General features: G+C 66.3%; 13 protein-coding genes, 2 tRNA genes and 1 other RNA gene. 11 read left to right on the forward strand and 5 right to left on the reverse strand.

The genetic code is table 11. The features are described from left to right. Window positions 1–161: 161 nt before the first annotated feature. Both R1L06_RS07250 and R1L06_RS07255 read left to right on the forward strand, forming a co-directional pair. A tRNA-Asp gene (locus R1L06_RS07250) sits at window positions 162–238 on the forward strand. A 182-nt stretch (window positions 239–420) separates the two neighbouring features. Continuing rightward, entirely contained in the window at window positions 421–2,376 is a 1,956-nt protein-coding gene (locus R1L06_RS07255) for a peptidyl-prolyl cis-trans isomerase (RefSeq protein ID WP_032129322.1), read from the forward strand. Between the two features lie 208 nt (window positions 2,377–2,584). Here R1L06_RS07255 and R1L06_RS07260 read toward each other — a convergent pair whose 3' ends face one another. Next, complete coding sequence (locus R1L06_RS07260; RefSeq protein ID WP_032129323.1) at window positions 2,585–3,784, reverse strand: lytic transglycosylase domain-containing protein; 1,200 nt, start codon at window positions 3,782–3,784, stop codon at window positions 2,585–2,587. Continuing rightward, window positions 3,781–4,545 (reverse strand): hydroxyacylglutathione hydrolase, encoded by a 765-nt coding sequence (gene gloB / locus R1L06_RS07265; protein WP_032129324.1) that lies wholly within the window; start codon window positions 4,543–4,545, stop codon window positions 3,781–3,783. Before gloB ends, R1L06_RS07260 begins: the two co-directional genes overlap by 4 nt. 11 nt (window positions 4,546–4,556) lie before the next feature. Between gloB and R1L06_RS07270 the strand changes: the two genes are divergently transcribed. Genes R1L06_RS07270 through dnaQ form a run of 3 tightly spaced genes read left to right on the forward strand, consistent with a single transcriptional unit; the run spans window position 4,557 to window position 6,403 of the window. Beyond that, window positions 4,557–5,201, forward strand: a complete 645-nt coding sequence (locus tag R1L06_RS07270; protein ID WP_121504044.1) for a methyltransferase domain-containing protein — start codon at window positions 4,557–4,559, stop codon at window positions 5,199–5,201. 13 nt (window positions 5,202–5,214) lie between these two features. After that, complete coding sequence (gene rnhA, locus R1L06_RS07275; protein ID WP_032129326.1) at window positions 5,215–5,667, forward strand: ribonuclease HI; 453 nt, start codon at window positions 5,215–5,217, stop codon at window positions 5,665–5,667. Between the two features lie 4 nt (window positions 5,668–5,671). After that, complete coding sequence (gene dnaQ / locus R1L06_RS07280) at window positions 5,672–6,403, forward strand: DNA polymerase III subunit epsilon (RefSeq protein WP_032129327.1); 732 nt, start codon at window positions 5,672–5,674, stop codon at window positions 6,401–6,403. A gap of 69 nt (window positions 6,404–6,472) precedes the next feature. Here the strand turns inward: dnaQ and R1L06_RS07285 are convergent, their stop codons facing one another. Beyond that, window positions 6,473–7,177: a PP2C family protein-serine/threonine phosphatase gene (locus tag R1L06_RS07285; RefSeq protein ID WP_032129328.1), complete on the reverse strand. Its 705-nt coding sequence runs from the start codon at window positions 7,175–7,177 to the stop codon at window positions 6,473–6,475. A 164-nt stretch (window positions 7,178–7,341) separates the two neighbouring features. Between R1L06_RS07285 and R1L06_RS07290 the strand changes: the two genes are divergently transcribed. Further along, window positions 7,342–7,432 (forward strand) — tRNA-Ser (locus tag R1L06_RS07290). A gap of 278 nt (window positions 7,433–7,710) precedes the next feature. Then, the gene (locus R1L06_RS07295) at window positions 7,711–8,115 is read left to right on the forward strand and encodes a DUF6165 family protein (protein ID WP_046982834.1); all 405 of its coding nucleotides are present in this window, start codon (window positions 7,711–7,713) and stop codon (window positions 8,113–8,115) included. 18 nt (window positions 8,116–8,133) lie between these two features. Here R1L06_RS07295 and R1L06_RS07300 read toward each other — a convergent pair whose 3' ends face one another. Then, a complete protein-coding gene (locus tag R1L06_RS07300; RefSeq protein WP_317217310.1) occupies window positions 8,134–9,180 on the reverse strand; it encodes a glycosyltransferase family 9 protein in 1,047 nt (348 codons plus the stop codon). 20 nt (window positions 9,181–9,200) lie between these two features. Between R1L06_RS07300 and R1L06_RS07305 the strand changes: the two genes are divergently transcribed. Genes R1L06_RS07305 through R1L06_RS07315 form a run of 3 tightly spaced genes read left to right on the forward strand, consistent with a single transcriptional unit; the run spans window position 9,201 to window position 11,103 of the window. Next, window positions 9,201–9,950 carry a 3-deoxy-D-manno-octulosonic acid kinase gene (locus R1L06_RS07305; RefSeq protein ID WP_049400634.1) on the forward strand — a complete coding sequence of 250 codons (750 nt, stop codon included), beginning with the start codon at window positions 9,201–9,203 and terminating at the stop codon, window positions 9,948–9,950. After that, window positions 9,950–10,717 carry an MBL fold metallo-hydrolase gene (locus R1L06_RS07310; protein WP_032127780.1) on the forward strand — a complete coding sequence of 256 codons (768 nt, stop codon included), beginning with the start codon at window positions 9,950–9,952 and terminating at the stop codon, window positions 10,715–10,717. Before R1L06_RS07305 ends, R1L06_RS07310 begins: the two co-directional genes overlap by 1 nt. Continuing rightward, a complete protein-coding gene (locus R1L06_RS07315; protein ID WP_032127779.1) occupies window positions 10,714–11,103 on the forward strand; it encodes a nuclear transport factor 2 family protein in 390 nt (129 codons plus the stop codon). Before R1L06_RS07310 ends, R1L06_RS07315 begins: the two co-directional genes overlap by 4 nt. 78 nt (window positions 11,104–11,181) lie before the next feature. On the opposite strand, the gene ffs is transcribed toward R1L06_RS07315, so the two are convergent. Next, window positions 11,182–11,278, reverse strand: an RNA gene (gene ffs / locus R1L06_RS07320) — signal recognition particle sRNA small type. A 300-nt stretch (window positions 11,279–11,578) separates the two neighbouring features. Between ffs and R1L06_RS07325 the strand changes: the two genes are divergently transcribed. Next, the gene (locus R1L06_RS07325; protein ID WP_010483859.1) at window positions 11,579–11,896 is read left to right on the forward strand and encodes a DMT family transporter; all 318 of its coding nucleotides are present in this window, start codon (window positions 11,579–11,581) and stop codon (window positions 11,894–11,896) included. Window positions 11,897–12,219 lie beyond the last annotated feature (323 nt).

The raw sequence follows: 12,219 nt of genomic DNA on the forward strand, positions 1-12,219 counted from the left end.
GAATGCTGGCCTGTCACGCCGGAGGTCGCGGGTTCGAGTCCCGTCCGCTCCGCCATTGCAGAATTCTTAAGTCCCTGTGAAAAAACTTTGAAAAAAGTGTTCATCGGGCTGGGTTTCCAGGGAGTCTTCGGATATACTGGGCGCCTGCAAAGTTTCAGCGCGGAGCGGTAGTTCAGCTGGTTAGAATGCTGGCCTGTCACGCCGGAGGTCGCGGGTTCGAGTCCCGTCCGCTCCGCCAACTTTAAAAGCCCTCGGCGCAAGCCGGGGGCTTTTTCTTTGTGCCCTGCGGCAGGCCTGTCGAGGTGCTGACGGCACAGGTCCGCGGAGATCGGCGCAGGCCACGCCGGCGCTGCTTTTGGTCCCTGCGACGAAGCGGGTTACACTGCCGGGCTCGCCAATCAGGCCTTGTGATTCCTCACCATGCTGCAGAAACTCCGCGACAAGACCTCAGGCTGGATCGTCACCGTGATCCTGGGGCTGCTGATGATTCCGTTCCTGTTCGTGATCGACAACAGCTACCTGGGTGGCGTTGGCGCACAGAACGTGGCCAAGGTTTCCGCGCCTCCGACCTGGTGGCGTTCGGCACCGTCGTGGTGGCCGGTGCGCATGCTGTGGCAGCACCACGAGATCAGCGCGCAGGATTTCCGCACCCGCTTCGAGCAGGAGCGCATGCGTGAGCGCCAGCAGCAGGGCGAGAACTTCGACCCGCGCGCGTTCGAAAGCACTGAAAACAAGATGGCCGTGCTCGATCAGCTGATCGACGAGCAGGTCGTGCGCCTGGTGGGCGAGCAGGCCGGTGTTGTGATCGGCGATGGCGCGGTGCGCGAGTACATCGCCACCATCCCGGCCTTCCTCGATTCGAACGGCAAGTTCAACGAGAACAACTACCGCCTGGCTCTGGCCGGTGGCAATCCGCCGCGTACCCCCACGCAGTTCCAGGAGCTGGTGCGCGAGAGCCTGCAGCAGTCGGTGATCCCGTCGGGCCTGCAGAATTCGGGCTTCGTCACCCAGGCCGAGACCGAGCGCCTGCTGAAGCTGCTGGGTGAGACCCGCGACGTCGAACTGGCCGCGCTGCCGGAGGTTCCGGCCGATACCGCGCCGGTCACCGATGAGCAGATCAAGCAGTGGTACGACAGCCACGGCAAGGATTTCCGCCAGGCCGAAAGCGTGTCGCTGGAATACGTCGAGATCAATGGCGCCAACCTGCCGGCACCGACCGCGGCCGACGAAGCGACCCTGCGCAAGCGCTATGAGGACGAGAAGGCGAAGTTCACTTCGCCGGAACAGCGCCAGGCCGCGCACATCCTGATCACCGGTGACGGTGCCGAAGCCAAGGCGAACAAGATCGCCACCGAAGCCAAGGCGGCGGGTGCCGACTTCGCTGCACTGGCCAAGGCCAATTCGGAAGACCCGGGTTCGAAGGACCAGGGCGGTGATCTGGGCTGGGTCGAGCGTGGCGCGATGGTCAAGCCATTCGAAGACGCCCTGTTCGCCGCCAAGGCGGGTGACGTGATCGGCCCGGTCAAGACCGACTTCGGCTACCACATCATCAAGGTCGCCGCGGTGCGTGGCGGCGAAGGCAAGTCGTTCGAGGAAGTGCGTGACACGCTGGCCGCCGAGCAGCTGAAGGCCGACGGCGAGCGCGGCTTCAACGAGCTGGCCGGCCACCTGGTCGATGCCATCAACAAGAGCCCGAGTGATCTGGCTGCTGCGGCCAAGGAAGTAAACCTGCCGCTGCAGACCCTGGGCCCGATCACCCGCGCAACCGCCAGTGGCATCGCCACCGATCCGGCTGTGCTGCGTGCGGCCTTCTCCGAAGTGCTGGTGCAGGATGGTACTGCCAGCGACCCGATCGCCCTGGGCGGTGCCACCAACCACAGCGTGGTCATCCGCGTGGCCGCGCATACCCCGGAGCAGGCGATGCCGCTGGACAAGGCGCGTGAGCAGGTGATCGCCGCGATCCGTGCCGACCGCCAGCGCCAGGCCAGCGACAAGGCCGCCGACGCCGTGCTGGCCAAGCTGAAGGCGGGCGCCACCCTGCAGTCGCTGGCCGCCAGCGAGAAGCTGCAGCTGAGCCCGATGCCGGGCCTGCCGCGCAGCCAGCCGGTGCCGACCCCGGAAATCAACCGCGCGATCTTCAGTGCGCCGGTGCCGGCGGAAGGCAAGCCGAGCTACGGCAAGGTCGACGTCAACGGCCACGCGCTGCTGTTCGCCGTGAACAAGGTCAACCCGGGCGACATCAAGGAAGTGACCGCCGAGCAGCAGAAGCAGCTCAAGGATCAGCTGAGCCAGATCGACGGCATGGCCGCAGCCAAAGCCTACGTCGAGGCGATGCGCAGGAAGTTCGTGATCCAGACCACCGAGGAGAACCTGTAAGCCTCGCGGCGAGCAGGATAGAAGAAGGCCCGGCATTGCCGGGCCTTTTTTGTGGGTGTGGGCGCGTAGAGTCGAGCTTGCTCGACTGCACATGTGGAGGCAGTCGAGCAAGCTCGACTCTACGAGAAGCATGTCGAAGCAGCCGCACCGCGCAAGAAAAAGCCGAGCATGGGCTCGGCTCTACCGCAGGGAAGGCCTGGCTGGCGCGTCAGTCTTCCACGCGCAGCACTGCGCCAGGCTTCAGCACGCTGCTGCCACTCAGGCCGTTCAGCGACAGCAGGGCCTTTACCGGCATGCCGTAGCGGCGGGCGATGGTCCAGGCCGACTCGCCATCACGCACGGTGTGGCGGCGGCTGCGCGGGCGGTCGGCGATCGCGGCCACGGTCTTGGCCACCTGCGGCGTCGGCGTGGTCGTGGCAACCGGTGCGGTGCTGGCCACCAGCGTGGTCGCGGCTTCCGTCACCGTCGCATTGGCGGCCGAGACCGGGGCCAGGACCCGGGTGGTTCCCGAAGCGCGGTTGCCGGCGGCCAGGGCCGGGTTGAGGCGGGCGATCCTGGCGGGGTCCAGGGCGCGCTGTGCGGCCCACTGCTGGACGCTGGTGCCGGCCGGCAGGGTGTGGTCCTTCAACACCGGCACGGTGCGGTCCAGCGAGGCCATCACGCGAGGCTGGTCCTCCACGTCTTCCAGCACGCAGGCCAGGGCATGCAGCTTCTCGACATAGGCATGGGTAACCGGCGACAGCCCCGGCAGGGCTGCCGGCTTGGCATTCTGCGCGTTCATGCCGGCCTTGCGCATGGACTGCAGCACCCGGTACTCGCCGGCGTTGTAGGCCATGGTGGCCAGTCGCCAGTCGCCGCCGAACATGCCGTGCAGGGTTTTCAGGTAGCGCACCGCGGCCTGGGTGGAATCAACCGCCGACAGGCGGCCGTCGTAGCCGTTGGCCATGGGCACGCGGTGGTTGCGCGCCGTGGTGGCGATGAACTGCCACAGGCCGGTCGGGCCGCTGCCGTTGCGGGCATTGGGCCGATAGCCGCTTTCCACGAATGGGATCAGCGCGAATTCGGTGGGCAGGTTCGCCTTGCGCAGCTCTTCGACCACATAGCCGAACAGCACCAGCGCATCGTCATCCTGGTTGGCCAGGCGCGAGGGGGCGTGGGCGAACTGCTTCTGCCAGCGCGGGCTGGTAGCCTCGGCATCGCAGCTGGGCTCGGCCAGGCCGTCGCGGAAGCTGGTGAAGATCTCCTGGCCATTGCGCACCGAGGGCGCAGGCAGCGCGGACGGATCCAGCGGCAGCGCCGCAGCGGCGGTCAGGTTCTGGCTGATGCCGGCGCCCAGCGACTGTGCGCCCGCGGTTCCGGCCAGCCCCAGGGCAAGGCCCAGGGCCAGCGGCAGACTTCGGCGCATCATGCGCGGAAGCCGTCTTTCCAGTGCCGGAGACCGGCCATCACGTCGACGTCGTCCACGACGTCACGGCCCAGGTGTGCCGACACCGACGCACGGATCGGTGCAGCGTGCACACGCAGGAAGGGATTGCAGTCGAATTCGTTGGCCAGGGTTACCGGCAGGGTGGAACGGTCATCGCGGCGCATGGCCAAAGCCTCCTCTTGGCGCTGCCACAAGGCAGCGTTGGCGGGGTCGACATGCCGCGCGAAGACGGCATTTGACACGGTGTACTCATGAGCGCAACAAAGCAGCAGTTGCGCGGGCAGGGCACCCAGCTTGCGCATCGACGCCAGCAGCTGGGACGGCGTACCTTCGAACAGGCGTCCACAGCCCAGGCTGAACAACGAATCTCCGCTGAAAAGATGTTCAGCAGTGTGAAACGCGATGTGGCTGCGGGTATGCCCGGGCACGGATAGTACGTGGAACGTCCGGCCCAGTGCCTGAACGCGTTCACCTTCGCCGACCCGCTCGGTGGCCGTGGGAATGCGTTCCTCGACCGGCGCGATGACCCGTACGCCGGGGAAACGCGCCTGCAATGCCGGCACGCCACCGATGTGGTCGTCGTGGTGATGGGTGAGCAGGATCGTGTCCACGCGCAGGCCCTGATCGGCCAGTGCGAGCACTGGCGCGGCATCGCCGGGGTCGACGACCACGGCAGCGCCCTCGTTGTCGATCAGCGTCCAGATGTAGTTATCCGCAAATGCGGGCAGGGCAGTCAGTCGCATAGAATTGGACCATGCCCGCGCTGCAGAGCACCCGTCAAGCGAGCCAGACCCCGTGGTTCGACAGCGAACCGGCGGAGGCCTTGCGTGTGCTGGAGCGGCAATTGCTGCTGCCGCAGCTGTCGGTGCTGCCGGCGCAGCCCTGGCTGTGGATCGCACCAAGTGCGGCCTGGCTGGACGATGCACAGCTGGGCGGACGCGGTCTGCGCCTGTATCGGCAGGGGCAGGGCTATGCCGGCGACACCCGTTGTGCGCTGCCGCTGCCGCTGGCCAATGAAAGCGTAAATGCGATCGTGCTGCAGCATGTCACCGCGGCCGATGCCGACCGGCTGCTCGACGAGTGCGAGCGCGTACTGATGCCGGGCGGCCATCTGTGGCTGAGCAGCCTCAATCCGTTCAGTCCGTATCGCACGCGCTGGCGCCAGCATGGGCTGGTGGTGCGCACGCCGCAGCGGATCCGCCTGCTGCTCGGCCGTCATGGGCTGGAATGCGACGATATGCGTTACCTGGGCCCGCTCTGGCGCGGTGCGGGCAGCCGTCGTCCCGGAGGTTGGGCACCGCTGCGCGCGGCCTGCCTGTTCCATGCGGAAAAACGTACGCTGGCCCTGCCTGGGCCGAAACCGCTGCCGGTGCGCTGGCACGGCACCGTAGCTACCTGATTCTGGAGTTGTATTGAAAACCATCGAAATCCACACCGACGGTTCCTGCCTTGGCAATCCCGGCCCCGGCGGCTGGGCTGCGCTGCTGCGCTACAAGGGCCACGAGCGCGAACTGAGCGGTGGCGAGGCGCACACCACCAACAACCGGATGGAGCTGATGGCGGCCATTTCCGGGCTGGAGTCGCTGACCGAGCCGTGCAACATCGTGCTCTATACCGATTCGCAGTATGTGCGGCAGGGTCTGACCCAGTGGATGCCGGGCTGGATCCGCAAGAACTGGAAGACGGCTGGCGGCGATCCGGTAAAGAACCGCGAGCTGTGGGAGCGCCTGCAGGCGGCCACGCTGCGGCATCAGATCGACTGGCGCTGGGTGAAGGGTCACTCCGGCGACCCGGACAATGAGCGGGTGGATACGCTGGCCCGCAACGCGGCGATCCAGATCCGCGACGCCAGCCCGGTAAACTGAGCCCATGCGTCAGATCATCCTCGATACCGAAACCACCGGCCTGGAGTGGAAGAAGGGCAACCGCATCGTCGAAATCGGCTGCGTGGAGCTGTTCAAGCGCCGCCCGACCGGCAACAACTATCACCAGTACATCAAGCCGGACTGCGAGTTCGAACAGGGCGCGCAGGAAGTCACCGGCCTGACCCTGGAGTTCCTCGATGACAAGCCGGACTTCGCGCAGATCGCCGACGAGTTCCTGGCCTTCATCGATGGCGCCGAGCTGATCATCCACAACGCGGCGTTCGACCTCGGCTTCCTCGACAACGAGTTGTCGCTGCTGGGGCCGCAGTACGGGAAGATCACCGACCGCTGCACGGTGATCGATACCCTAGTGATGGCGCGCGAGCGCTTCCCGGGCCAGCGCAATTCGCTGGATGCGCTGTGCAAGCGGCTGGGCGTGGACAACTCGCACCGTGCGCTGCATGGCGGCCTGCTCGATGCGCAGATCCTGGGCGACGTCTATATCGCGTTGACTTCGGGCCAGGAAGAAATTGGCTTTGGTCTGGGCGATGACGATGGCGGTGCTGCCGGTGCGGCGCTGCAGGCCTTCGACACCAGCAAGCTGCTGCCGCGCCCGCGCGTGGTGGCCACGCCGTCGGAGCTGGAAGCGCATGCGGCGCGACTGGAGCGGCTGCGCAAGAAGGCTGGCCACGCGCTGTGGGATGGCCCGAAGGTGGAAGAGCCCGCCAGCGCGTAATGCCTGGAGTGGGGTAGTGCCGGCCGCTGGCCGGCAGCGCCGCATCCACGCATGGCGTGGATCTACCGGTTAGTGGCAGCGCACCAGGATCACGCTGATGTTGTCGCGGCCGCCGCCGTCGAGCGCGGCGGCAACCAGCGTGTCCACGCATTCCTGTGCGCTGGCATCCTCGAAGGCGAGGGTGCGGGCAATGCTGCGGTCGTCCACTTCTTCGGTCAGGCCGTCACTGCACAGCAGCAGCTGCATGCCCGGACGCAGTTCGCCGCTGGTGGTGGCCACGTTCAGATGCGCCGGATCGGTCACGCCCAGCGCCTGGGTGACCACGTTGCGGTGCGGATGCGCACGCGCCTGTTCGGCGGTCAGGTTGCCCTGCGCGACCAGCTCCTGCACCACGCTGTGGTCCTGGCTGAGCTGGGCCAGCTGTCCGTCGCGCCACAGGTAGGCACGGCTGTCGCCGACCCACGCCACTTCATAGCGGTTGCCCTGTACCCGTGCGGCGACCACGGTGGTGCCCATCGGCAACGTGTCGTTGCGCCGGCGCGAGGCACGGATGATCTCTTCGTCGGCGGTGCGGATGGCCTGCGCCAGCGGTGCGCCGCGGCGGATCTCGCGCACGATGGTCTCGCGCGCCAGCGCGCTGGCCACTTCACCGCAGGCGTGCCCGCCCATGCCATCGGCCACCAGCCACAGGGCCAGCTCGCTGTCACCGTAGTAGGTGTCCTCGTTGAGCTCGCGGCGCATGCCGGGGTGGGTGAGGTGTCCGAATTCGATCATGGGCGCTGGGGCGGGGTGTTGCTGGGGAGACAGGCATCATCGGGTGGCTGCGCGCATCCGGCAAGGCGTGCGCTCAGGAAATTTTCACTTCGTTGGCCGGAATGACTTGTCGTCGGCCTCACTTCCTCGTATGATGCGCGTCCCCGGTCCGCCGGGGACCACCCGGAGAGGTGGCAGAGTGGTTGAATGTACCTGACTCGAAATCAGGCAGGCGTTTATAGCGCCTCGGGGGTTCGAATCCCCCCCTCTCCGCCAGATTAAAGAAAAAGGGCTGCCGAAAGGCAGCCCTTTTTCTTTAATCTGGCGCGGGACGCGCCGCGCTCTGCGCGTCGCCCCACACGTTGCAGCGCAACCTGTGGGCCCCTCCCTTTGCCGGCCTCTCCCCGCCCCTGTCGGGGCAGGTGCATCAGTAGATCCACGCCATGCGTGGATGCTGTTCCTGCTGGCAGGCTCATCCACGCATGGCGTGGATCTGCCCATTCCATCGCGAGCTGCGGGTTAAACTGCCTGCATCACCTGTTGGAGTTTTCCCCATGACCGCTGAAATCCTCGTTCCCGTTTCTTTCGGCGAGCTGCTGGACAAGATCTCGATCCTGCAGATCAAGTCCGAGCGCATCAGTGACGAGGGCAAGCTGGCCAATGTGCGCAAAGAACTGTCGGCGCTGGAGCAGACCTGGATGGCACACCCGGCGGCGGTGAAGGACATCGCCAAGCTGCGTGCCGAGCTGAAGGCGGTCAACGAGCAGCTGTGGGACATCGAGGACGACATCCGCCTGAAAGAGAAGGCGCAGGCGTTCGACCAGGGTTTCATCGATCTGGCGCGCAGCGTCTACCTGCGCAATGACGAACGCGCGCGCATCAAGAAGGCGATCAACCTGGCGCTGGGTTCGGCGTACGTGGAAGAGAAGTCTTACCAGGATTACGCACAGCGCGCGTAATCCGGGGCAGCCCGCCGCTCACCCCGCGTGGTCGGCGACGTAGCGTTCGAACGCAGCGATACCATCTTCCACGGTGATCAGTTCCATCACATCGTCGAACTCGATCTTGGTGCCCCACTTCAGATCCGAGGCCTGCTTGGCCAGGTACTTGCGCGCGGCATCGTCGTAGCGGTCCACGCAGTAGCGGCGGTCGGAATAGGGACCGCTGCGGTTCGGGTTGCTGGCTGCATGCAGGCCCAATACCTTGGCGCCCATCGCGTTGGCGATGTGCATCGGGCCCGAGTCCGGGGTCATCACCAGATTGGCGCGGGCCAGCAGCGCCGGCAGCTGCTTCAAGGTGTCCTTGCCGACCAGGTCCAGCGCCGGTGTGTGCAGCTGTGCCTGGATGGCATCGGCCATGCTGCGCTCCAGTTCGCTGCGGCCTCCGCACAGCACCACCTGCCAACCGCGCTGTGCGGCGTGGTTGGCCACGGCGGCGTAGCGGTCTGCATACCAGTTGCGGCGCACGTGACTGGAACAGGGCGAGATCATCAACACCGGGCGGCCATCGTCCTGCCATTGCGCGGCGGCCCACTCATATGCGGACTGCGGCACCGCCAGGTCCCAGCTGACCTCGGTCTGGCGCAGGCCAAGGGGTTCACAGAAACTGCCGATGGCATCCAGCACATGGATGCCGGGGCGGTCGGGGATGCGTTCGTTGATGAAGAGACCATGCAGGTCCTTCGAGCGGCTGCGGTCATAGCCGATGCGACGCTCTGCGGGAATGAAGGACGACAGCAGGTTGGCGCGGAACGCCACCTGCATCTGCAACAGCGCTTCGAAGCGCCCCGGCGGCAGCTGCCTGCGCAGTTCCTTGACCCCGGCCATGCCGCTCTTCTTGTCGTAGGCATGGAAGGTGACACCGGGCAGGCCGTCGAGCAGCTTGTGGCCGGCCTTGTCGATGATCCAGTGGATCGGCGTATCCGGGCGCGCAGCCTGCAGGGTGCGCACCAGGGGCACCACGTGGGTGACATCGCCAAGTGCGGACAGGCGCAGGAGGCACAAGGAGGAGGACGCTGATGCCATGTGTTGTTAGACTCAATGAAATGGTCGCATTCGACGCCAATGAAGCGCTGACGCCATGCCGCGAGGGTCGCGGCATCGGGGCCATTCTGTTCGACCGCGAGCGGCTGCGGCAAGCCGAGATCGGCCTGTTCTCGCCCCAGCACTGGGGCAGCAGGGCTCGGCCGGTGGGCGAGGGCGGTCGTGGCAGCGCCTGGTTCGTCGATGCGCCGTTCGGCGCCAGCGTGCTGCGCCACTACCTGCGCGGTGGCCTGGCGGCGAAGATCAGCCATGACCAGTACCTCTGGCGCGGCGCGGACCGGACGCGCAGCTTCGCCGAATTCCGGCTGATGCGCGCGCTGCGCGAGAAAAAGCTGCCGGTGCCCCGGCCACTGGCGGCGTTCTACATGCGCGAGGGCCTGCGCTACCGGGCTGCAATCCTGATGGAGCGGATCGAGGGTGTCCGTTCGCTGGCCGACCGCGCGCTGGTCGCGGGCCGGGGCGCACCGTGGGAGGAGACCGGGCGGCTGATCGCCCGCTTCCATCGTGCCGGCCTGGACCATGCCGACCTCAATGCGCACAACATCCTGTTCGACGGCAACGGCCACGGCTGGTTGATCGACTTCGACCGCGGGGTGATCCGCATCCCGGCGACCGCCTGGCGCGAACGCAATCTCAAGCGCCTGCTGCGCTCGCTGATCAAGCTGCGCGGCGAGCGCAGCATGGAAGACGTGCAGAAGGATTACGCGCGGCTGCGCCGCGCCTATGACATGGCCTGGAACCGGGGCACCTGATGGACTGGTCGTTGCGTTTCCTCGGCGTCGGCAATGCGTCGGCGGTCGAGCTGGGGTCGCCGATGTCGGTGATCGAACGGGACGGTCGGCCGTGGTTGACCATCGACTGTGGCGGCGAAGGCCTGACCGCGTTCAAGGCGCACTACGGCCACATGCCGCAGGCGTTGTTCGTCACCCATGTGCACCTGGACCACGTAGCGGGCTTCGAGCGCCTGTTCGTCGATACCTTCTTCAACGCGCACCGGCGCGGCAAGGTGCGCCTGTATGTGCCTGCCACCGTGGTGCCGCTGCTGCACAAGCGCATCGGGGACTACCCGAACGTGCTGGCCGAGGGCGGTGCCAACTTCTGGGATGCGTTCCAGCTGGTCGTGGTGGGCGAGGCGTTCTGGCACGAGGGCGTGCGCCTGGAAGTGTTCCCGGTGCGCCACCACTGGCCGGAGACGGCCTATGGCCTGCGCCTGCAGGGCGCGCTGACCTGGAGCGGCGATACCCGGCCGATTCCGGAGATGCTGGCCCGCTTCGCCAACGACAATGAACTGATCGCGCACGACTGCGGCCTGCACGGCAACCCGTCGCACACCGGCGTGGACGACCTGGAGCGCGAGTACAGCGTCGAACTGCAGGCGCGGATGATGCTCTACCACTATGCGAGCGCGGCCGACGGCCAGGCGCTGGCCGCGCGGGGGCACCGTGTGGCGCAGCCGGGGCAGTGCGTGCCGCTGGCCAACCCCACTGCACCGCACGTGCTGGTGCAGGATCCGCCGTGAGCGGTGCTGGCCAGCCCGCCGACGCGGCGCTGGCTGCCGAGCTGGAGGCGCTGGAACGCGCGCTGCATGCGCCGCAGGTGCGCGCCGATCGCGAGCAACTGGCGGCACTTCTGGACGAGGATTTCAGCGAGATCGGCAGTTCCGGGCGATGCTACGGCCGTGATGCGGCGTTGCAGGAGATCCCGCTGGAGCGCGCGCAGGGGCTGATCGAATCGGAACGGTACGCGGTGTGGCTGTTGGCCGAGGATCTGGCCCAGGTGCGCTACCGCAGCCGCTATCACGTTGATGGCCAGGCCCAGGGCTGGGTGTTGCGCAGTTCGCTGTGGCGACGGCATGCGCAGGAATGGAGGGTGGTGTTTCACCAGGGCACGCCTGAGGCGCGGTAGCGCCGGGCCATGCCCGGCGAAAAGCGCCAACCAAGATTGGCAGCTACCAGAAGTGGGGCCACGCCCGAAAAGGCGATGGCCCCGCCGGCTGACCTCGGCGCCCGCGTCGATCGATACCGTTGCTGCCTTCCGGCCCTGGCGGGATTTTCGACCTAGCGTCGCGAGGGGCCGACGGGGCCACCATAGAGACGTTGGCCGCCCAGTGGGCGGCCGGTTCACGGATCAGGGGAAGCAGCGCGCGATGCGCCGGAGACCACAGCCGGACTGCACATCGGCTGGCCGATGGCAGACGGCAACTATAGCGCAGGCAGGTACATCGACGCCAGCTTCGTGCACTGAATCGGCTGTAACCCGCGTCTGCCGGCAACGCCCCGCGCCGACCGGCGTTGCTAGAATGCCGGCCAGGAGGAACGACCTCCCCCACATCGGGAATCAATGACCAGGACGGCCTGGCCCTACCAAGAGGAGGGCTGTCATGGCCTGGATCTATCTGTTGTTCGCCGGCCTGCTGGAAATCGTCTGGGCCGTGTCCATGAAGCAGTCCGAAGGCTTCACCAAGCTCACCCCTACCGTGGTCACCATCATCGGCATGATCGCCAGCTTCTGGCTGCTGGCGGTGGCCATGCGCAGCCTGCCGCTGGGCACCGCCTACACGATCTGGACCGGCATCGGCGCGGTCGGCGCGTTCGTGGTCGGCATCGTCTTCCTCGGTGAGCAGGTCAGCCCGATGCGGATCGGTGCGGCGGTGCTGATCGTTTCCGGCCTGGTGCTGATGAAACTCTCGAGCAGCTGAATGCATTTAGTTGGGCGGAGAAAGGAATCTCCGTCTGCTGCAGGTATATGCATTTTCGGCAAAACCATTTTGTCCGCCCGTTTTATTTGACGTGCGTCATGAAAATAACGAGCGTGATTCACATGCCGCTGGCGCCATCGGCCGCACAGTGCCGCCATTCGTCATGCGAAATCGGGGAGTTTTCGCCTTGGCGGACACGTTGGCCTGCCTGTCCCAGGTGCGGTCGCGTGAAGATGTGAAGATTTTCAGAAGTTAATGACGCCAGGCCTTGTTCCCGTGTCGGGAGCCGGGGTGGGCCGCATTGTCTTCAAAAAACCTGCCTG

The organism is Stenotrophomonas mexicanensis, from assembly GCF_032911605.1.
In the GTDB taxonomy this organism is placed as follows: domain Bacteria; phylum Pseudomonadota; class Gammaproteobacteria; order Xanthomonadales; family Xanthomonadaceae; genus Stenotrophomonas; species Stenotrophomonas maltophilia_A.

Bases quoted from the DNA above. Each gene is read 5' to 3' on its own strand.
- gloB (WP_032129324.1), bottom strand. From the start codon at position 4,545: ATGCGACTGACTGCCCTGCCCGCATTTGCGGATAACTACATCTGGACG.
- dnaQ (WP_032129327.1), top strand. From the start codon at position 5,672: ATGCGTCAGATCATCCTCGATACCGAAACCACCGGCCTGGAGTGGAAG.
- R1L06_RS07300 (WP_317217310.1), bottom strand. From the start codon at position 9,180: ATGGCATCAGCGTCCTCCTCCTTGTGCCTCCTGCGCCTGTCCGCACTT.
- R1L06_RS07285 (WP_032129328.1), bottom strand. From the start codon at position 7,177: ATGATCGAATTCGGACACCTCACCCACCCCGGCATGCGCCGCGAGCTC.
- R1L06_RS07325 (WP_010483859.1), top strand. From the start codon at position 11,579: ATGGCCTGGATCTATCTGTTGTTCGCCGGCCTGCTGGAAATCGTCTGG.
- R1L06_RS07295 (WP_046982834.1), top strand. From the start codon at position 7,711: ATGACCGCTGAAATCCTCGTTCCCGTTTCTTTCGGCGAGCTGCTGGAC.
- R1L06_RS07255 (WP_032129322.1), top strand. From the start codon at position 421: ATGCTGCAGAAACTCCGCGACAAGACCTCAGGCTGGATCGTCACCGTG.
- R1L06_RS07260 (WP_032129323.1), bottom strand. From the start codon at position 3,784: ATGATGCGCCGAAGTCTGCCGCTGGCCCTGGGCCTTGCCCTGGGGCTG.
- R1L06_RS07310 (WP_032127780.1), top strand. From the start codon at position 9,950: ATGGACTGGTCGTTGCGTTTCCTCGGCGTCGGCAATGCGTCGGCGGTC.
- R1L06_RS07270 (WP_121504044.1), top strand. From the start codon at position 4,557: ATGCCCGCGCTGCAGAGCACCCGTCAAGCGAGCCAGACCCCGTGGTTC.
- R1L06_RS07305 (WP_049400634.1), top strand. From the start codon at position 9,201: ATGGTCGCATTCGACGCCAATGAAGCGCTGACGCCATGCCGCGAGGGT.